The sequence below is a fragment of the Salinispora pacifica DSM 45544 genome (genome assembly GCF_000378845.1).
In the GTDB taxonomy this organism is placed as follows: domain Bacteria; phylum Actinomycetota; class Actinomycetes; order Mycobacteriales; family Micromonosporaceae; genus Micromonospora; species Micromonospora pacifica.
Map to the genome: position 1 here is coordinate 734,468 of NZ_KB905359.1, position 19,235 is coordinate 753,702.

Annotated in this window: 16 protein-coding genes; 9 read left to right on the forward strand and 7 right to left on the reverse strand. The window is 66.5% G+C overall.

The window, feature by feature from the left end:
- Positions 1–116 precede the first annotated feature (116 nt).
- Positions 117–1,583 (forward strand): protoporphyrinogen oxidase, encoded by a 1,467-nt coding sequence (gene hemG, locus SALPAC3_RS0103395; RefSeq protein ID WP_018219865.1) that lies wholly within the window; start codon positions 117–119, stop codon positions 1,581–1,583.
- A gap of 167 nt (positions 1,584–1,750) precedes the next feature.
- Here hemG and SALPAC3_RS0103400 read toward each other — a convergent pair whose 3' ends face one another.
- Positions 1,751–3,523, reverse strand: a complete 1,773-nt coding sequence (locus SALPAC3_RS0103400) for an FAD-dependent monooxygenase (RefSeq protein ID WP_018219866.1) — start codon at positions 3,521–3,523, stop codon at positions 1,751–1,753.
- Positions 3,524–3,975: 452 nt separating this feature from the next.
- On the opposite strand from SALPAC3_RS0103400, the gene SALPAC3_RS0103405 reads away from it, so the two are divergent.
- From SALPAC3_RS0103405 to SALPAC3_RS0103415, 3 genes are read left to right on the forward strand one after another with little or no spacing between them, the layout of a single operon-like run.
- Entirely contained in the window at positions 3,976–4,815 is an 840-nt protein-coding gene (locus tag SALPAC3_RS0103405; protein ID WP_018219867.1) for a gamma-glutamyl-gamma-aminobutyrate hydrolase family protein, read from the forward strand.
- Positions 4,778–5,191 carry a carboxymuconolactone decarboxylase family protein gene (locus SALPAC3_RS0103410; RefSeq protein ID WP_018219868.1) on the forward strand — a complete coding sequence of 138 codons (414 nt, stop codon included), beginning with the start codon at positions 4,778–4,780 and terminating at the stop codon, positions 5,189–5,191. Before SALPAC3_RS0103405 ends, SALPAC3_RS0103410 begins: the two co-directional genes overlap by 38 nt.
- A gap of 41 nt (positions 5,192–5,232) precedes the next feature.
- Positions 5,233–5,898, forward strand: coding sequence for a sulfotransferase family protein (locus tag SALPAC3_RS0103415; protein WP_018219869.1), 666 nt, complete (start codon positions 5,233–5,235; stop codon positions 5,896–5,898).
- A gap of 89 nt (positions 5,899–5,987) precedes the next feature.
- On the opposite strand, the gene SALPAC3_RS0103420 is transcribed toward SALPAC3_RS0103415, so the two are convergent.
- Both SALPAC3_RS0103420 and SALPAC3_RS0103425 read right to left on the reverse strand, forming a co-directional pair.
- A complete protein-coding gene (locus SALPAC3_RS0103420; protein ID WP_018219870.1) occupies positions 5,988–7,382 on the reverse strand; it encodes an NDP-hexose 2,3-dehydratase family protein in 1,395 nt (464 codons plus the stop codon).
- Between the two features lie 299 nt (positions 7,383–7,681).
- On the reverse strand, positions 7,682–8,515 hold the full coding sequence (locus tag SALPAC3_RS0103425) for a helix-turn-helix domain-containing protein (protein ID WP_018821037.1): 834 nt from the start codon (positions 8,513–8,515) through the stop codon (positions 7,682–7,684).
- Positions 8,516–9,140: 625 nt separating this feature from the next.
- On the opposite strand from SALPAC3_RS0103425, the gene SALPAC3_RS0103430 reads away from it, so the two are divergent.
- The 5 genes from SALPAC3_RS0103430 (at position 9,141) to SALPAC3_RS0103450 (ending at position 13,530) form a co-directional block, all read left to right on the forward strand.
- On the forward strand, positions 9,141–10,100 hold the full coding sequence (locus SALPAC3_RS0103430; protein ID WP_456300016.1) for an AfsR/SARP family transcriptional regulator: 960 nt from the start codon (positions 9,141–9,143) through the stop codon (positions 10,098–10,100).
- 242 nt (positions 10,101–10,342) lie between these two features.
- Positions 10,343–11,119 (forward strand): alpha/beta fold hydrolase, encoded by a 777-nt coding sequence (locus SALPAC3_RS0103435; RefSeq protein ID WP_018219873.1) that lies wholly within the window; start codon positions 10,343–10,345, stop codon positions 11,117–11,119.
- 134 nt (positions 11,120–11,253) lie between these two features.
- A complete protein-coding gene (locus SALPAC3_RS0103440) occupies positions 11,254–11,793 on the forward strand; it encodes a VOC family protein (protein ID WP_018219874.1) in 540 nt (179 codons plus the stop codon).
- Positions 11,753–12,703, forward strand: a complete 951-nt coding sequence (locus tag SALPAC3_RS0103445) for an ABC transporter ATP-binding protein (protein WP_018219875.1) — start codon at positions 11,753–11,755, stop codon at positions 12,701–12,703. The genes SALPAC3_RS0103440 and SALPAC3_RS0103445 overlap by 41 nt, the downstream gene beginning before the upstream one ends.
- The gene (locus SALPAC3_RS0103450; RefSeq protein WP_018219876.1) at positions 12,700–13,530 is read left to right on the forward strand and encodes an ABC transporter permease; all 831 of its coding nucleotides are present in this window, start codon (positions 12,700–12,702) and stop codon (positions 13,528–13,530) included. The genes SALPAC3_RS0103445 and SALPAC3_RS0103450 overlap by 4 nt, the downstream gene beginning before the upstream one ends.
- A 156-nt stretch (positions 13,531–13,686) precedes the next feature.
- On the opposite strand, the gene SALPAC3_RS0103455 is transcribed toward SALPAC3_RS0103450, so the two are convergent.
- From SALPAC3_RS0103455 to SALPAC3_RS0103470, 4 genes are all read right to left on the reverse strand, one after another.
- Entirely contained in the window at positions 13,687–14,172 is a 486-nt protein-coding gene (locus SALPAC3_RS0103455; protein WP_018219877.1) for a DUF1801 domain-containing protein, read from the reverse strand.
- Between the two features lie 200 nt (positions 14,173–14,372).
- Positions 14,373–15,947, reverse strand: a complete 1,575-nt coding sequence (locus SALPAC3_RS0103460) for a DHA2 family efflux MFS transporter permease subunit (protein WP_018219878.1) — start codon at positions 15,945–15,947, stop codon at positions 14,373–14,375.
- 199 nt (positions 15,948–16,146) lie between these two features.
- Positions 16,147–17,625 (reverse strand): glutamine/gamma-aminobutyrate antiporter GadC, encoded by a 1,479-nt coding sequence (gene gadC / locus SALPAC3_RS0103465; RefSeq protein ID WP_018219879.1) that lies wholly within the window; start codon positions 17,623–17,625, stop codon positions 16,147–16,149.
- 17 nt (positions 17,626–17,642) lie between these two features.
- Positions 17,643–18,983, reverse strand: coding sequence for a glutamate decarboxylase (locus SALPAC3_RS0103470; protein ID WP_085981341.1), 1,341 nt, complete (start codon positions 18,981–18,983; stop codon positions 17,643–17,645).
- Positions 18,984–19,235: the final 252 nt, after the last annotated feature.

The window sequence follows — 19,235 nt, forward strand, 5'->3', positions numbered from 1 at the left end:
CCCGTCGCGCCCCGGCCGACCGCCGCCACCTGCCCGGGTCAACTCTTACTCGACCGGAATTCGCGGAAGCGCGGCGAGACTGCTACGACATCGCAGCCCACGAAAGAGCAGGCGACATGGTGGACAACGAACAGGATCGGGCAGGTACGGCGCCCCACGTGGTCATCGTCGGGGGCGGCATCACGGGGGTGACCGCGGCGTTCTACCTCCGGAACGAGCCAGTACGAATCACCCTCCTCGAGGCCGCGCCGCGGCTCGGTGGGAAGCTGTCCGCATCGGAGGTGGCGGGCGTCCTCGTTGACGAGGGGGCGGAAGGGCTCTATGCCCGGCGGCCCAAGACCACCCGGTTACTCACCGCGGCCGGTCTCGGCGATCAGCTCGCCCTGGCCGGCGCCACCACGACCGCGATCTGGAGCAGGGGCGCGCTCCGGCCCCTGCCTGCCAGCCAGTTCATGGGCATCCCCGCGGACCTGGACGCCCTCGCCGAGTCCGGAATCCTCTCGCCGGGCGGGGTGGTCGCGGCCGGCCGCGACCTTGGGCTGCCGCCGACCGAACGGGACGGCGACGTCTCCGTCGCGGCCTACGTCTCGCAGCGACTCGGCCAGGAGGTGTTGGACCGCCTCGTTGACCCGTTCCTCAGCGATGTCTGCGCCGGCCGCTCCGACCAGCTGTCCTTCGAGGCCATGCTGGCCCCGCTGGCGAACGCCGCCCGCCGATACCCGTCGCTGATCCAGGCCGCGGGCTCACTGCTCCCCCCGCCACCACCGGACGGGCAGGAACCGCCGACCGGGCTCGGTACCCTGACCGGCGGGCTCGGCAACCTACCCCAGGTGTTGGTCGACGCAGTTCTCGCCGACTCGCCCGACGCGCGGGTACGAACCGGGGCCGAGGTCACCGGCCTGGCTCCGGAGCGGCAGGGGTGGCGGCTGACCGTGAACGCGGACGCCGGGACCGAACATCTCACCGCGGACGCGGTCATCGTCGCCGTCCCCGCCGGGCCTGCCGGCCGACTACTGGCCGGCGTACCCGGAGTGGCGCCGGCCGCCGCTGAGCTCGCGCAGATCCCGTACGCCGGTGTCGGTATCATCACGCTGGCCTACCCCCGTACGGCATTCGCCGGTGGGCTCGCCACCCGCGGGTTCTGCGGCTACCGGGTTCCGGCGGTGGATGGACGGGCCGTCAACGAAGTGACCTTCTCCACGGTGAAGTGGCCGCACCTGGCGGGCGAGGTGGAGATTCTGCGCTGTTCGGTCGGGAAGGTCGGCGACGAGGCAGCGCTGCACCGCGACGACGCCGACCTCGTCCGGCTGGTGACCGCCGAGGTTGGCGCGGCAACCGGGGCGGTCGGTGCCCCGGTGGCGACCCGGGTCACCCGGTGGCCGAGCGCGCTGCCCCAGTACACCGTCGGCCACGTGGATCGGGTGAACCGGATCCGGACGGCGGTAGGGGGCTCGCCGGGGCTCGCCGTCTGCGGCGCCGCGTACGAGGGAGTGGGGGTCGGCACGTGCATCGCCGATGCGCACAAAGCCGTCGGCCAGGTGCTCACGGGGCTACCCAGAACCACCCCCGCCACCTTGGGCTGAGCTGCCCTCCCCGCCCCGGCCGTCGGTGGCGCCGGCGACGTCCGAGCGGCCCGGCCGCGGCCGCGGCGGCATCCTCGCCCACCTGCCAGGGGGTACGCCGGTCAGATACCCGTGCCCGCCCGGGCTGACCGGCCGGGCGGACACGGGTGATTCTGCTGTTGCCGGGGTCAGGCTCGGACCGGCCCCGCGTTCTCCAGGATGCGTTCGAGGGCTCCGGCCAGCTCACCGGTCGGGTTCGCGGCGGCGCCCCTGCTGCGCCACGCCACGTGGTTGTCCGGGCGGACCAGAATGGCGCCCTCGTCGGCGATTTCCCGGACGCGTGACCACCGGTCGTCGACCGCCGTGTACTCAGCGCCGATCCCGATGGCGACGGTGTTGATCGATACCGAGAGTTTCTCCGCCACCGCCGTGGCCGCCACCCGCCATTGCTCCGCCTTCGGGCCGATGATCAGCACGAAGCTGCCGGCGGAACCGGTCAGGTCGTGGGTGGACAGAATCCGGCCGGCGCGGTTGATCCAGGCATGCGGCAGCAGATGCCCGGGCCGGGTGGTGGGGTGGTAGACGTCCCGCAGCGGCTCCCGCGGTGGCGGCGGGCTCCCGTCGGGGATGACCGCACCCTGTTCGTACGCGAAACCCAGCTCGACGTCGTGTGCCTGACATCCACCCCGGTGGGTGGCGAACAGCTCGGCGGCCCGCGCCCGCGCCGCCGCGGCGATCGGGGTTGGGTCGACGAACGCCGCGAACGCTCGCTCCCGACGCTGCGGCGCGGTGTGCTGACCGACCCCGACGGCCTCGAGGATCGCGTGGTGGTGCAGGGCCGCGGAGACCGCCCAGTCGACGTTGTGCCGGCCGATCGGATGCCGCTCAGCCTGGTAGGTGTCGAGCAGGCTGTCGGGGGCGCGGCCGGTGAGTACCGCGGCGAGCTTCCACGCGAGGTTGTGTGCGTCCTGAATACCGGTGTTCAGCCCCAGCCCGACGGTGGGGGGCTGCCGGTGGGCGGCGTCACCGGCAAGGAGCACTCGACCGACCCGGTACTGTTCGGCGACGAGGGATTCCACCGACCAGTTCGTGACCTGGCGCAGCGTGAGCTCCAGGTCGGGCAGCCCGAGGACCTCACGGATCTTGGGGACGATGCTCTCCGCGGGGTAGCGCTGCGGGTCACCCGGTGGAAAGTGCAGGACCCACTCCTCACAGTGTCTGCCCCAGGTGGGGCCCATCTCGATGAGATTACTGGACAGATCGGGGTCGTGCGGATTGAGGAAGTGGGTGAGTAGGGTGCCCTCGCGCCACCACGGCGACAGGTCCGCGGTGAAGTAGGCGGTGGTGACCTCGAGAAACCCCGGCAGGCCCAGCATCTGCACGCCGAGCGCCGCGCCAACGGTACGGCCGCCGTCAGCCGCGATGAGGTAGCGGGCCACCACCGTGGTGACCTCGCCCGTGCCGACCGCTCGGACCTGGGCTACCACCCGGTCACCCTGCTCGGCGAAGGTAACCAGTTCATGGCCGAACCGGATCTCTCCCGGGCCGCGCCGCTCGGCATGTTGCCGCAGGATCGGCTCCAACCGGACCTGGGGCAGCTTGATCGGAAGTACTGGCCCGGCTGCCTCGTAGGTCTCCCGCAACGCGCCGCCGCCGAACGCGTCCATCTCCTGAATGACCAGACCGTCGAGGGGCCCTTCCCCACCGAGCGAGGTCAGCCAACGCAGCTTGCCGAACTCCGCCAGGGACGCCCCCTGCTGGGCCACCTCCGCATCGAGCTCGTGCTGACGGAAGATGCCCATCGTCCGCTGGTTGAGATAGTGCGCCTTGGGCATTCTCGACGTACCCGGGTGCCGCTCCACCAGCAGGTGGCGTACACCGTGGTCGGACAGAAAGACGGAGGCAGCCAGGCCACATCCACCGCCGCCCACGATCAGAACCGGAACCTCTATCGTTGCCATTGTCGTCCTTCCGAGTGGTGACCGCCCGGCTGGGCGGGTACGTGGCCCCGCTCGCGGCCTCGCCGACCCACGGCTGTCGACCGCCGTGTGGCGGGAATCGACGATCGGGCCGGACCGCTCGCAGTCTGCCGAGAGCCGCTGCAGTCCCGGTCAAGGACGGATTGATCCGACAACCCTATTGCCGGCCCGAAACAGCGAGCCACGGTCACCGGTTTTCGACTGCGTTGCACCGGCGGTTGAACGACGAATCCGCCATATGGCCGACCGCTTTCCGGGGAGCAGCCGATTGCTGCGCATCCGACCGTTGCCATTGGTCAGAGCACCGTTATAGGTTCACCCCGTGGTCGTCGAATAGTCCGGCGCGTACGAATCGACCACACCACCCTTGCCGCATTTCAACTGTCCTGCCACCGATCTGTGGGGCGTGCTGCTCCAGACGGTGAGCCTTCGAAATGGTGGTGCCCATGAGCTCGGTGCGGAACGACTACGTGGCACGGCCGGTGATCGGGGTCTGCGCACGAACGACTCCGGTGACGGTGCAGGGCCTCGACACGACCGTCAGCCTGGCGCTGCAGGCCCACGTGGACATGCTCGCCACCGCGGGGTGCGCCCCCCTGTTGGTTCCGCTGCTGCCGGGTGCCGAGGACCTGGTGCCGCACCTCGACGGCCTACTGCTACCCGGGGGGCCGGACCTGGACCCAGAGCTGTACGGGCAGCCTCAGCACACCAGGACCCGATGCGGCAACCCCGCCGCGGACCGCGTCGAACTGGCCCTGCTCCGAGCAGCGCTCGAAGCCGACCGGCCCGTCCTGGCCATCTGCCGCGGGATGCAGGCGCTCAACGTGTTGTCGGGCGGGACCCTGCACCAGCACCTGCCAGAGGCCGTGCAGCACGACGGCCACTGCCCCCAGACCGCGACCTTCACCCTCGGCCGGAACCACCTGCACCTGCAGCCCGGCAGCCTCGCCGCCGCTGTCTACGGCGCCGAGGTCCCCACCGTCGCCTGCCACCACCACCAGGGTGTCGACCGGGTCGGTGCGGGTCTCACCGTGACCGCCCGGGCGTGGGACGGGGTCGTCGAGGCGATCGAGGCGACCGGGCACCCGTTCGTGCTCGGAGTGCAGTGGGAGGCCGGGCAGGACTCCGACGCCCGACTGCACCGCGCGCTCGCCGACGCCGCCGAACGTGCGAGACAACGACCCCCAACCCCGGGAGAATCTGATGGCATCGCGGATGAACAACCCGTCTCTGGTCGTGCCCGACGCGCTGCCGCCCCTGCTCGAACTCGGTAAGGTGATCAACCAGGTCGGCGTGCCGGTCCGGACGCTCGATCTGGTCCGGATGCGGGTCAGCCAGCTCAATGGGCGAGTCTGGATCCTGCCGACCGGTCCGGCGGCGGCGGCGCGGATCGACAACCGCCTGCCCATCGTGGCTTCCTGGCGCGAGGCCGACTGTTTCACCGATGCCGAGCGGGCGGCGCTGGCGCTCGCCGAGGCCACCACCCGCCTCGGTGACCGGGCGGATCCGGTGCCGGACGAGGTCTGGGACGAGGCGGTCCGGCACTATACCGAGCCGGAACTCAGCGCATTGATCATGCATGTCGGGCTGGTCAACCTATGGAATTGCATAAACCTATCCACTCGACAAGATCCAGGGGACTGGCGCTGATTCCGGTCCCGCGACGACCAGCACCGGCAGAAGGGGTTCACATGTTACGGCTCATCAACACCGGCTTGGGCCGGACTGGCACCACGTCACTGAAGCTGGCGCTGGAGCGCCTCGGCTACGGACCCTGCTCTCACATGTTCGATATCGTCAACGATTCAGATCGACTCCAGCAGTGGGAAAAGGTCGTCTGCGACGGGCAGCGGCCCGACTGGGAAGCGCTGTTCCACGGCTTCGTCTCCGCGGCGGACGGGCCCAGCGCCGTCTACCACAAGGAAATCATCGGGGCGTTCCCGAAGGCGAAGGTGATCCTGACCGTACGGGACAGCGAGGAGTGGTACCGAAGCACGCACGACACGTTGTACCAGTTCGCCGTCCGGAACCGCGACAATCCACCGGAACCTGGCTCCATGCCGGCCCGGATATACCGATTCGTCAACACCATGGTCTGGGATGGTCTCTTCGGCGGACGCTTCGCCGACAAGGGTCACGCCATCCGGGTCTTTCGCCGGCACAACGAGGCGGTCGCGGATTCTGTCGCCCCCGACAACCTGCTCACCTATGACGTGCAGCAGGGATGGGAGCCACTGTGCGCGTTCCTCGGGGTCCAGGTGCCGACGGAGGACTTTCCCCACGCCAACGACGGCGGGGCGATGCGTCGGGTCATCCGAGAGGTGGGCGGCGGGGCCGCTGGTGTGGCGACCAACTGAGCCGGTCGCCGAGTGCGGCGGGCAGCCGGACCAGGCCGAGGGCCATCCAACCAGGGTGCGGGCCGCGGGGTAGCGGCCCGCACCCTGGTTCACCACGAGTCCTGGCCGACCTCGGCGGCCCGGGTCTGCAGGATTGCCAGCAGGGTCCGGGCCTGGACGTTGACGTAGCGGCTGTGCCCGGCCAGCCAGCTGAGCTGGCCCGGGGTGATCCAGTGGTAGCCGGGTGGCGCCTCGGTCGGCGTCGCCGCCTCGTCGGTGGCGACCACCAGGTAGCGGCTCTCGGCATTGCGGAACCGACCGCCCTCCTCGGAATGCGTTGTCGTATACCGGACCCGTTCCGGGGGCGGGTCCAGCATCAGATCAAGAAACGGAGGGCGCTGCGCCGCCGGCAGCTGGGAGTAACTCGCCGGGACACACTGCACGGTCGGCGCCAGTTCCACGGTGTCGAGGAAGCCCCCCTCCACCCGGGCGTGCACGAGAACATGCGGCACCCCGGCGAAGGTCCGGTACGCAAAACCCACAACGCCCGGGGCCACCGGCTCGATCAACGGCTGACTCCAACTGGAAACCTCTCGGTTCGCGCCCTCAACAGCGACCGCCAGCACCCGGAAATGCCGCTGATCCGGACGGTAGATGCGGTGCTCGTCGCGGCACCAGCCGGCCACCCGCGCCAGCGGAATCCGGTGGGCCCGCACCTCGTGGCTGGCCCGTTGACCGGTGAACCAGGAAGCCACCTCGGCGTCCGAGCAGATGGCACCGTGCTCGGGGTACGCCAGCGGTGCGCTCGCCAGCACCGTCCGCGAGTCCATGTTGACCACATTGTCCTGTCGGAGGAGCTGACCCAGCTGACCCAGCGTGAGCCAACGAAAGCGCTCGTCCGCGGGCACCTCACCCGTCACCTCGACGATCATGTTGCGATTGCGTTTGCGGTAGAACCAGGCGCCGTGCTCGGACTGCAGGACATCGGTGAGCACTCGGCCCGGAGGTGGATCAAGGAAGTGTTCCAGGTACGTCACCGCCGTCCCGCCGTGCGCCTTCGTGTAGTTACTCCGGGTGGCCTGCACGGTGGGCGACAGCTGCACCAGGTTGGGATTGCCCGGCTCCGCCTTCGCCTGCATGAGGAAGTGCAGCGTGCCGTCGAACTCCTTCGCCAGGATCCCGAGGATGCCGATCTCCCGTTGCACGATGATCGGCTGTTGCCACTCGGCGCCCACATCCGGTCGGACGACACGCAGGCCCTCCACCGTGAAGAACCGTCCACTACGGTGGCGCAGATTCCCGGTTTCCGCCTGGAACGACCAGCCGTCCAATTCCGCGAATGGGACCCGCCGTACTCGGGTGCCGCACGCCACCCGCTCGGCGGCGAGCCAGCCCGACACATCGGAGGTGGCGATCCCGGCGCCCTCGGTGGCCGCTGCCGAGCGGGCGAGCCGTTCAGTGAGTTCGGTGCCGCGACGCGGTTGGAGCAGTACGGCTGGGGTCACGGGCGATCACCACTTCCTGGCGCGCGAGCCGTTGCGGGGTCGCCGGTGGCGGCACTCGCCGCTCGGTGGGCGTCACCGAAACGCCCCCCGGGCACCGGTCCCGCCATGGTGCTCAGGGAGCGCCCATCCGGGCATCCTCGACGTTGCCCCGGCCACGGTCACACCGCCGAACCTGTTCAGTTCATCCGGCGGCGGGCACGCGGGGGTGGCGCCGCTTCGGGGCCACCGGCTGGCAGGGGGATCGTTCAACCGCCTTGGTGACGTCAGTCGAACAGGCTGCCCGGCGGCGAGCCCGTGGGTCAGGGCAGTGTTCGGGCCAGCGCCGTCCGGCGTGGCTGCGCGGAGCGCGCGAGGGGTGCCTGCCGGGCCGTGGTGGCCGGGCATCCGCCGGCTGCCGGGACGGACCGGGGGGTGAGTTCCGGTAACGCGAGCAGCACAGGTGGGTCGATCATCCGCTGGCGGCGGAGGCGGACCGCAGCACTGGTCACACCGTCCGCAACGACCGTCACCAGGGGGTGCATGCCGATCAGGGCGGTGCGACGGCGGGCTTCGGGGCCGACACCATCGGCCACCGCCACCGCGTGCACGAACCAGGTGCCGTTGGGTACGTGCGGCAGGTGGTAACAGGACGGCCGGCCACCCGGCACGTCAACGACCATTGCCGAGACCGCACGGTGCTGCACGATCCGGGTCGAGAACGCACCCAGATAGACCTGGGCGTTGCCGTGCCCCTCCGGCAGGCTGATCGTCCCAGCGATCGCCCCGGCGCCGAGGCGGGTGGCCGAAGACCGGCCAGGTAGCTCAGTCGCACCAGTGGGCGGAAGACGGCGGAACCGGCCGGGCGAGACCCCGACGCTGGAAGTGAAACAATTACTGAAAGAGCCGAGGCTGCTGTATCCCACCAGCACGGAGACATCCGTTATCCGCAGCGGGGTCTCAAGAAGAAGACGCTTGGCCTGATGAATCCGAATAGCGGCCAGGAACCGACCGGGAGTAATTCCGGTAATATTGCGAAAAAGTCGGGCAAAATAGAACCGGCTTAACCCAGCGCTCTCCGCGATCTCGGCCAGCGTCAGCGGCCGGTCGTAACGCTCCCAGAGATATTCGATCGCCCGTTCGACTGCACTGTCCATGCGCACCTCGCTGCATCGTCGCGACCACCATGGTGACCACCCTCCGTCGGGATCAGCTCGAGCAGCAATGGGGACCGGATCCGAACCGGCGATCACCGACAGCGAAAGGGTCGCAACAATTTGTCATCGACAGCAGGCTGGCCCGTTTCACCAGAACACCTACGGCCCCAACAGGCCAGCGCCAATGCGATCAGCCGCGCCGGACAGGCGTGACACCCAAGTAGCGGGAAAGCATGATTCAAGGCGCTAAATACATACTTATATCGGCGATACACCGGCGCCCAGAACGCCAGCCGACCCGAAACCGGCGACCGCCTCCCCGCCTTGGTCTGCATGAGAACGACAACCAACCCTGCCGGCAGTAGATAGGTCAACTACCCCAGGAACCCATGACGAAACCGCTGCAAACCTCCACCGAACCCTACAAATACTTTTCCCACCTGGAACAGACATTTCTACCTTGCGACCACCGAGTTAATCGCCAGTTCCCTGGATCGCTGGATCATGGCACAATATTACGCAATTACCCGCGCCACCCAGGGACTGGATCGATGGGGGGGAGAAACATGGAACGCGTGGCCGCGCATACCTGTCGGCACCCCTAAAATCGTTTTTCCAGCCCGGCATGCATGCGCTACCGAACTCGCTTCATCAACCAATTCGGCTCCACTTCTATGTCAACCCAAGCCTGCCGCCAGGCCAGCACGAAAGGCTTGAAGTTGATAATCCGTTACACGGAGGAGATCGGGTGGAAAGGGACCAGACACTTCTGAACTTCGGGCTACTCGGCCCACTCTCGCTCCACTACGGTTGCACGCCGGTGGAGACCAGCGCACCCAAACAACGTCAGGTGCTCGCCCTGCTCGCCCTGAACGTCGGACGCGTCGTCACCGTGCCGACGCTCATCGAGGAACTGTGGGGAGACCGTCCACCACGAAGCCACGCCACAACCCTGCAGACATACATTCTGCAGCTGCGAAACGCACTCGCCACGGCCGGGTACGGCAGCCCGGAAGCCCGACAGATAATCGGCACCCGCCACAATGGCTATCTACTCGAGGGTTTCGCGTGCGAAACAGATGTCGAGGTGTACAACCGCCACCTTTTCGCCGGTCGCGCCGCCGCCGAGGCGGGCGACCAGCACCGAGCCTCGCAGGAGTTCGGTCACGCACTTCAGGTCTGGCGTGGTTCAGCCCTGGTAGATGTCCGAATGGGCCCGATTTTGGAGATCGAGGCGGCATCACTGGAGGAAAGTCGACTCTGCGCGCTGGAACGCCGGATCGAAACGGACCTGGCCCTGGGCCGACACTCCGACCTGCTGGCGGAACTAACGCTCGTCACGGCACGGAACCCGATGAACGAAAACCTGTGCGCGCTACGAATGATGGCAATGTATCGCGCCGGCCACGTTGGCCGCTCACTCCAGGCCTACCACCGCCTCCGTTCCATCCTCAACGAAGAGCTCGGCGTCGAACCAGGACCACGAGTACAGCGACTCCTAGCCGCCATCCTTGCCGGCGATCCGGGGCTGGAGGAGACGTCACCGCTATCGCCCCCCAGTAGGTTCACAGTACGCCATCCCTAACCCTGTTCTGCCGGCTGGACCAGCCCTGTCACCCGCGCGGCTTCACCTCTGACAATCTATCCCAGGCCGGTCAGCCCGGGGCAGACCCGCCTGCCCCCGCAGTCGCATGGGCACCGAAACGCAAACAGCGAAAGCTGGCCCACGGGCGCAGGAGTTTCGGCGGCCCGACCAAGCCTCGAGGGGAGGTCAACCAACTGGCAAGAAATTGACAAAACACAGCCGCGGCAACCGAGGAGAACTAGATGCGAAAAGTTTTTTCGCGGGACGGCACCACGATCGCCTATCAGCGGGCCGGCGCCGGGCCGGCGATCGTACTCCTGAACGGCGCATTCCGCGATCACACAATTTTTGACGCACTTGTCCCAGAGCTGACAGCGCACTGCACCACCTACGTCTACGATCGCCGGGGACGGGGGCAGAGCGCAGATTCCCCCCGATATGCCATCGAACGAGAGATTGAGGACCTCGCCGTCGTCATCGAGGAGGCGGGTGGCCACGCGGTGGTGTTCGCCGGGTCGTGCGGCGCGAATCTCGCGCTGGAGGCGGCCCTGGCGGGTACCCCGATCACCAAGCTGGCCCTGCACGAACCGTACTTCCGGGTCGGTGACCACCCGCGGCCGCCCCTCGACGCCGCCGACCAGCTACGCACGCTGGTCGCCGATGGCCAACGCGGCGCCGCTGCGGAGTACTTCCTGAACGTGCTGATGGACCTACCCCCAACGGCGATCGCCCAGTGGCGGCAAGGGCCACTCTGGGCGACGAACGAGGCGAATGCCCACACGCTCGCCTATGACGCCACTCTTTGTGGCGATTACACCCTCCCTGCCGACCGGCTGGCCGCCCTGCGGACTCCCACGCTGGTCGTCAACAGCGACGGCACCAGCGACTGGCTGCGTGCCGCGGCCCAGGCGACGGCGGCGGCCCTGCCGAACGCCCGGGGAAGGGAGCTGCCCGGCTCCTGGCACCGGATCGAGATGGAGGCGCTTGGCCGGGTCCTGGTCGAGTTCGCCACGACCTGATACCTCTCACGGCCCGCGAAAGGAGCTGTCGGATGAGCACGCGCGTACCGGGGGCGGCTGACGGACCGGTCAACCGCAATTCGCCCCAGGTCCATCAGGAATCAAGAAGCGCCCGGAACCCTACCGTTCGTAGCATGAAGCACATGGGAGTCAAGGTTGCGCAGCGCTTCGTCGCCGTAGACGACCATGAACGCGCGCTCACCTTCTACCGGGATGTTCTCGGCCTTGAGGTTCGCCAGGACCACACATTCGAGGGATTGCGTTGGATTGCCCTCGGTACATCTGGGCAGCCCGATGCCGACATCGTTCTACAGTCCCTGGTCGTCTACCCGGAAACCTCGCCCGCTGACCAGCATGCCCTGGCGGAGCTGCTGGTGAAGGGCCTGCTGCCCGGTCTGGTGTTCCGCACCGAGGACTGTGACGCGACCTTCGAGCACCTTCGCGCCGGGGGCGCAACGGTGGTGCAGGAGCCGACCGACCAGCCCTGGGGCGTCCGGGACTGCGCATTCCGCGATCCGGCCGGCAACATGCTGCGGTTCTCCCAGATCCGCCGCCGGAGAAAAGACACCGGCGACGGTGGCGGCTCCGGGGATCCCCATTTTCCCAACCATCGGCCTCTTCAGGACGGAACGGATGATCGAAGCCAAGAACCTGACCAAGCGCTACGGCGATAAGGTCGCCGTGAGGGATCTTTCCTTCACGGTCGGGCCCGGCAGAGTAACCGGGTTCCTCGGCCCCAACGGCGCCGGCAAATCGACGACCATGCGCCTGCTGCTCGGTCTCGACCATCCGGATCGTGGCACCGCCACCATCGACGGCAAGCGCTACCGGGAGCTGACCACCCCGCTCGCCACGGTCGGCGCGCTCTTGGAGGCCAAGGCGGTGCACCCGGGCCGGACCGCCTACAACCATCTGCTCTGCCTGGCCCAGTCGCAGGGCATTGGCAAGAAGCGGGTCTCGGAGGTACTCGACCTGGTCGGGCTGCGCGAGGTGGCGCACAAGCGGACCGGAGGCTTCTCCCTCGGCATGGGGCAACGGCTTGGGCTCGCCGCCGCCCTGCTCGGTGATCCCGCCGTGCTGGTGCTGGACGAACCGGTCAACGGGCTCGACCCGGAGGGCATCCTCTGGGTCCGCACCTTCATGCGGCAGCTGGCGGCCGAGGGCCGAACCGTCTTCGTCTCCAGCCACCTGATGAACGAGATGGCAGTGACCGCCGAGCATCTCATCATCATCGGCCGCGGCAGCCTGATCGCCGACTGCCCAACCCAGGAGTTCATCGAGCGGGGCAAGAAGCAGACGGTGCTCGTCCGTAGCCCGAATGCCGAGGAGTTGGCCGAGGCCATCACCCGAGCCGGCGGCACGGTGACCCGCAACGACGACAACGAGCTGAGCGTTGAGGAGATGGACGCGACCAGGATCGGTGAGATCGCGTCGGCCGGTGGACACGTTCTCCACGAGGTGGTCCCGCAGCGCGGCACCCTGGAGGAGGCGTTCATGGCGCTGACCCGGGAGAGCGTGGAGTACGCCGGCACTGGCGCAACCCAAGATGCCGACGCCCCCAAGTCCGGAGGGGAAGCCCGATGACCGCGACCGCCGCCCGCCCCACCGCCAGCACGGTGGCCAGCCGCGCCAGCTTTGCCGGACTGCTGCGCTCCGAGTGGACGAAGCTCCGATCGGTCCGGTCGACCGGCTGGTCGCTCGGACTACTCGCGTTGCTGTACCCATCCTTCACCGCACTGCTTATCGGCTTGACCATCGCCGCGTGGGACGACACTGCTGCGAGCGACCGCGAGCTGATCGTCGGTGATCCGACGACCGTCATCCTCGGCAGCGGCTTTCTGATCAGCCAACCCGCCATCTGTGTCCTGGGCGTCATGGTTATCGCGTCGGAGTACTCCACCGGCATGATCCGGGCCAGCCTGCTGGCGAAGCCCCGCCGGCTGTCCATGCTCGCCGCCAAGGGCCTGGTGCTGAGTCTGGTAGTCCTGGCAGTGAGCCTGGTGGCGGCGTTCGTCTCGTTCTTCATCGGCGCGGCGATGCTCAGCGAGAGGGTTGAGGCATCCCTCGGCGACCCCGGTGCGCTGCGGGCAGTGGTGGGTACCGGCCTCTACCTGGCCATGCTCAGCCTGTTCTCCCTCGCTATCGGTGCCATTGTGCGGCGCACCGCGGCGGGGATCACCGGCGTGATCATGTTCGTGCTCGTGCTCGCTCCCCTGGTGCAGCTACTGCCCGGCAAGTTCGGCGAGTACGCCCATGCCTACCTGCCGACCGAGGCCGGAATCCTGATCGGCCAGGCGACCCAGCAGGAGGGAAGTCTCCTCACGCCCTGGCAGGGCTTCGGGGTGTTCGGCCTGTGGACCGCTGCTTTGCTGGCGCTCGCGGCCTTCCTCCTGAACCGCCGCGACGCCTGATCCACTCCCGTCACCTCGGGCGCTCCCCATCGCCGGGGAGCGCCCGAGGGTCGGAAGGATTGGTCAGCGGTGAAACGATGGCCGGTGGCGTCCGAGCGCAACACCAACCGCCTCAGCCGACACATTCACACCCGGGCGGGGCCGCGACCTCGCCCCTCAGCCCAGGGCGGTCCGCAGTAGCCTCTTGATCGTTGCCTCGGCCTTCTCGGTCAACTCGGCCAGGGCGAACGATGTCGCCCACAGACCCTGCTCGTCGTCGAGCTTCGCCTCCGGCGAGAACCCGAACGTCGAGTAACGCTGCTTGTCTCCCTGCCCGCTGCGGAAGAAGCAGACCACCTTTCCGCTCCTGGCCCAGGCGGGCTGGCCATACCACAGCTTCGGTGCCAGCTCAGGGGCGGTCTCGGTGATGACGGCGTGCAGGCGTTCAGCCAACGCGCGGTCCGGCTGCGCCATGTTGCTGATCTTCGCGAGGACGTCTCTCTCCTCGGCTGCCGCCTTGTTCGCGCTCTTGCTACGGCGAGCCTCCGACTTCAACTCCGCCGCCCGGTCCTTGATGGCGGCCCGCTCGACCTCGGAGAACCCTTCCTCCTGGGACGACTTTGCCTGGTTGCTGTCCTTACCCGGTTTCGACGTAACGCTCACGTACGCACTGCTCCTCTTGTCCGTCCGGTGGTCAACGTGTTTCTCCAGCTAACCACCTGTGGGGGGCAACACCTTCTCGATTCCGTACCAATCCATCATCAGCGTGGCGCCCCGACCCAACCTCCTCGCTCGGAAGCAGAGACATTTCACGTCGTAAATCATTCTGAACACAGGTGCAGGTTCGTAAGGTAGACCACACCCTATCGATCTTGGGGGTCGCGGAAACTCCGGATGAGGATCACCAGGACGATCAGGGCGACCAGGGCGGCGAGCCCAAGGCCGAGCTGCATACCCCGGACAAAGGTATGGTCGGCGACCGTACGAATCGCCGTCACCTGGTCAGACTCAGGATGGTCAACTGGCCGACCCGGCCCGACTATCGCCTCAAAAGCGTTCGGGTTGGTGTCGTCAACGATCTGCTCGACAACAGCAGCCCGTTCGGCACGGTCGGGAATGGTGCTGGACAGGTCGCCGTCCAAGAAAGAAGCGACCCATACCGAAACGATCGTTCCCAGCACCGCGTAGCCGGCGGTTGATCCAAGACCTCGCTGGGTGGCTATGATGCCCGACGCCATCCCGGCCCGCTCGACCGGTACCGAATTCAACGCCAGCCCCTGCACCGGCGGGATGATCAGAGAGAGACCGGCGCCCAGGAGCAGGAAGCCCAGCACGACGGCGACGACACTCCGCGCCACCCCGACCACCATGATGGCCAGCCCGACAACGAGCAGAGCCTGGCCGGCGAGGGCCGGCAGGCGGGCGCCCCGGCGGGCAGCGATGAAGCCAGCGACCGGGGAAACCGCCACCGACGCGAGGGAGGACGGCAGGATGAGTAGGCCCGCCTCGACCGGGGAATAGAGCCGGACGTTCTGAAAGTACTGGGTGACGATCAACAAGGCGCCATACACGGTGAAAAAACCGAAAAATATTGCCATGTTACCCAGCCGGTAGGCGCGGCTGGTGAACAGCCGCAGATCCATCATCGGTGACCGGGTACGGAGCTCACGGACAATGAAGGCAACGAGGCCAACGGCGAAGGCGACGAACACTACCAGAATTAGCGGCGATCCCCAACCCAGATCGTGGCCATCGATAACGGCAAAAGTAAACGCTCCAACTGTTATCACAAACAGCAGCTGCCCGGGTAGATCGACAACACGGCGGGTGGACTCACGTGACTCGGCGACGTACCGAAGGGTGAGCCCGACCACCAGCACGGCGACCGGAACATTGAGGAAGAAGACGACCCGCCAGCTCGCAGCCTCGGTCAGGATCCCACCCAGCGGCGGGCCGAGTGCCAGCCCGATGTCCGCGACCGCGGCAAAGAGCCCGAGGGCGAAGAAGCGTTGCCGCTTGTGCGGGAAGGTCGCCGAGACCAGAGCCAGTGCGGAGACGGTGATGACGGCCGCAGCCACTCCCTGCGTCCCCCGCGCCAACAGCATGACGGTGAAGGTGGAGGTAAGTCCGGCCGTCACCGAGGCCACGATGAAGACCACCACTGCGGTCAGGTACAGGCGCCGCCGCCCGAATCGATCAGCCACGGTGGCCGCGGGCATGATGGCAATAGCCATTCCCATCGTGTAGGTGGCGACGATCCACTGCAGCCCGGATTCCCCCAAATCATAGAAGGCCTGAATTCGGGGCAGCGCCACATTCGCCACCAGCACGTCGTGCAGGGTGATGAAGACGCCGAGGCCAGCCGCGACTATCGTCCACTTCTGGGCCCGTGTCCACGAGCGGCCCTCGCCCGTCTCAGCTTCCGTTCCGGCGTTCACGAGGTCACGGTAGGCGGGCCATCGGCGAACCGTGGGTTATTGGGTGGTTTCGCGCTGAAGCGCACCCTCTGTTTCGGGAACCCGGCCCATGGGCTCGACGGGACAGCGACAGCGCCCCATCCTGACCGGCGAGATACTTCCGCCGGGTTCCGGTGACACCCGGCTGCCGGTCAACTGTCGCCCTGGCGCACCGGCCGGGTCAGCGATCGCCCGGCGTCTCCCAGCTAAACGGTGCGACATCACGATCAGGGTCACACCAGTCCGGCTTACGCAGTGCGTACACGCTCAGCGGCACCGCGATGATCACAGCCGCCAGCCCGACGAGCAGTCCGATGTAGAGAGCGGGGCTTCCGACACCGATCTGATCTGGAGGGGTGAGGCTGGAGGCGAGTGCGAGCGCCGAGGCGACGAAGCCGACGCCACCGATGACCCACATTCCCGGAAGCCCACCCGGCACTCGGTACGGCCGTCGTCGATCAGGTTGGCTGTACCGTAGCTGGATCGCTGCGGCGAACATTCCCAGATAGATGAGGAGATAGAGGAGACCAGCAAGCTGACTGAGCACCTGGAAGGCGGCCTCCACTGATGGCATAACAATGAACAGGACCGCCAGGACACTAACCGAAATCGCCTGCCACAACAAAATTTTGGTAGGCATCCCGTATTTGTTCGTCGATTGAAAGAAACGCGGCAGATAGCCGGCCTTTGCCACCGCCAGCATCGCGGTTGACGGGCCAACGACCCAGGTTACGATGCCAGCCAGAACGCCGATTACCAAGGCGACGGCGACTATCGGCGCCGCCCAGGCGAGGCCGAGCCAGCGAAAAACATCAAGGAAGGTTATCAGTAGTGACTGCGTCAGGTCTATCTCGGACCGCGGCACCACGAAGGAAATCGTCAGTGTGCCCAGCACCAGAATGCTCATCGCTCCCACCGCCGCGATCAGCACCGCCAGCGGATAGTGCCGGGACGGATTCTCCACGTCCCGCACATGGATCGCATTCATCTCCATGCCGGCGTAGAAGAGGAAGATACTCGCGGCCAGCGCCAGGTTACTGAACCGCGTGAAGTCCGGGACCACCTCGTCCCAACCCAGCGGAGTCTGTGACTGCCCGCCCGAGCTCAGGTAGACGATACCGAGGATCACGAGGAGCAAGGCGGGGAGAATAGTGCCAACGACGCCGCCCCATTTCGCGATACGGGTAAACGCAGCAATCCCGTGGGCGCCGAGCGCGGTGGCGACCCAGAAGACCGCTAGCACGGTCAGCAGAATGTATATCCGGTTTCCGGACAACTTCTCATCCAGCGTCGCCTCCGGTCCGGTGTAAGCGAGCGAGATCGACCCGAAGGTGAGCAGGGCCGGAAACCAGATCGTCACCTGAGCCAGGAGCAGAAAAATGACCACGAATCCCCAACGGGCTCCGAACGCCTCGCCAACCCAACGGAACACGCCCCCCTTCTCCGGCCATCCGGTGGCCAGTTCAGCCGCGACCAGCGAGACCGGCACGAGGAAGAAGAACGCAGCGAAGATGTAGTAGAATGCGGCGCTCAACCCGTACTCGGCCTCAGCCGGTAGGCCACTCAGGCTGACCACCGCGACGATGTTGAGCATCGCCAGCCCAAGGACACTGATCTTCGCCGAGTTCTTGCCCGCCGGCCGGCTATCTGACGGAGCCATGGCGCTCTCACAAAGTATTAATGATGGAACCCAGGTCGCTGACCGACCGCAGGTATGGGAGAGTCGAGGGAGTCAAGGTGCGCTATCTCGCCTCGCAGTTCAGTGATAAACACCTCGGCGAGGTCACGGCTGAGCCCGTTGCGAATCACGATTCGCTGCACCATAAGGTCCGTAAGACCTTCGGGCATCGCGTAGGTGGGGATCTGCCATCCCCTCATTCGCATGCGATCGGACAGGTGATACAGGTTCCAATTTTTGGTGTACCCACTCCGCAGGCACCAGGCCAGCACCGGAATATCGCTACCATCGCTCCACAGCTCGAGATTTGGTATCTTCGCGACCTCCTGGGACAGGTACCGCGTAACATCATGCATGGCGAGCTGCACCCGCCGAAAGCCCTCTCGACCCAGACGCAGGAAGAGATAGTACTGCAAGAGCACCTGGGCTCCTGGTCTGGTGAAATTCAGCCCGAGCGTCGGCGTTTCGCCACCCAGGTAGTTTACCCAGAAGATCATGTCCTCGGGCAGCGCTGCCTTGTCTCGCCAGACCACCCATCCCAGCCCGGGGTATACCAGTCCATATTTGTGACCGGAGACGTTGATCGACGCTACTCTCCGGAGCCGGAAGTCCCAGACCATGTCTGGCTGAACAAAGGGCGCCACGAACGCACCGGTAGCTCCGTCTACATGAATGTCTATATCAAGTCCGGTCGAGTCCTGAATTTCGTCCAGCGCAGCCGCGATGCGCTGGACCGGCTCGTAGATTCCGGTATATGTCACACCAAGGATCGCGACGACCCCGATCGTGTTCTCGTCCACGTATGAGGCGAGTTCATGACCGTCCAGGGTCTTGTGCTCTTGGGAGATTGGAACCAAACGGGGCTCCACATCCCAGTAGTTGCAAAACTTCTTCCAACACACCTGCACCGCGCTCGACATCACCAGATTGGGATGACTGGTCGGCTTGCCGGCACGGCGGCGCGCATCCCGCCAACGACGCTTGAGCGCCAACCCCCCCAGCATGCAGGCTTCCGAGGAACCGGTCGTGGACGTGCCGATAGTGTTCCGCGGCTCCCGTGCGTGCCAGAGATCTGCCAGCATGACCACACATCGCTTCTCTATTGCGCTGGTCGCCTGATACTCATCCTTGTCGATAAGATTCCTGTCGAAGGTTTCCGCGAACAGTTTCTCGGCATGATCGTCCATCCAGGTGCCAACAAATGTCGCCAGATTCAGTCGGGCGTTCCCGTCGAGGGCCACCTCGTCGTGCACGATCTGGTATGCGGTCTCGGGCAGCGTGGCGGCGTCCGGAATCGAAAACCGGGTAAGCTCCGTCGACTGGCCTGGACGCGCGAACATCGGGTTCAACAGAAGTGAATCCGAAGAAATCATGTCAAAATCTTGTTCCATGTCCGGCATTTACCCTCCCAGGGCTTGCCAGCGACCAGGGGCTACGGTTTGGCAAACAGCGTTCCCGGCGGCAAAGGCTCGTCGGGCACCACCCTACGCCCGCTACACATCCCCGCTCCGGCAATCGCAACAGCTTCACCCGACCGGCAACACCGGCACTGTCTCACCATCCGGCTGTCACCGCAGCGGCAGCTCCAGATC

What these genes read in the sequence shown, in the direction of transcription:
- SALPAC3_RS0103400 (WP_018219866.1), bottom strand. Translation starts at nt 3,523, where the DNA reads ATGGCAACGATAGAGGTTCCGGTTCTGATCGTGGGCGGCGGTGGATGT.
- hemG (WP_018219865.1), top strand. Translation starts at nt 117, where the DNA reads ATGGTGGACAACGAACAGGATCGGGCAGGTACGGCGCCCCACGTGGTC.
- SALPAC3_RS0103415 (WP_018219869.1), top strand. Translation starts at nt 5,233, where the DNA reads ATGTTACGGCTCATCAACACCGGCTTGGGCCGGACTGGCACCACGTCA.
- SALPAC3_RS0103425 (WP_018821037.1), bottom strand. Translation starts at nt 8,515, where the DNA reads ATGGACAGTGCAGTCGAACGGGCGATCGAATATCTCTGGGAGCGTTAC.
- gadC (WP_018219879.1), bottom strand. Translation starts at nt 17,625, where the DNA reads ATGGCTCCGTCAGATAGCCGGCCGGCGGGCAAGAACTCGGCGAAGATC.
- SALPAC3_RS0103435 (WP_018219873.1), top strand. Translation starts at nt 10,343, where the DNA reads ATGCGAAAAGTTTTTTCGCGGGACGGCACCACGATCGCCTATCAGCGG.
- SALPAC3_RS0103440 (WP_018219874.1), top strand. Translation starts at nt 11,254, where the DNA reads ATGAAGCACATGGGAGTCAAGGTTGCGCAGCGCTTCGTCGCCGTAGAC.
- SALPAC3_RS0103405 (WP_018219867.1), top strand. Translation starts at nt 3,976, where the DNA reads ATGGTGGTGCCCATGAGCTCGGTGCGGAACGACTACGTGGCACGGCCG.
- SALPAC3_RS0103430 (WP_456300016.1), top strand. Translation starts at nt 9,141, where the DNA reads ATGCATGCGCTACCGAACTCGCTTCATCAACCAATTCGGCTCCACTTC.
- SALPAC3_RS0103450 (WP_018219876.1), top strand. Translation starts at nt 12,700, where the DNA reads ATGACCGCGACCGCCGCCCGCCCCACCGCCAGCACGGTGGCCAGCCGC.
- SALPAC3_RS0103470 (WP_085981341.1), bottom strand. Translation starts at nt 18,983, where the DNA reads ATGTTCGCGCGTCCAGGCCAGTCGACGGAGCTTACCCGGTTTTCGATT.
- SALPAC3_RS0103445 (WP_018219875.1), top strand. Translation starts at nt 11,753, where the DNA reads ATGATCGAAGCCAAGAACCTGACCAAGCGCTACGGCGATAAGGTCGCC.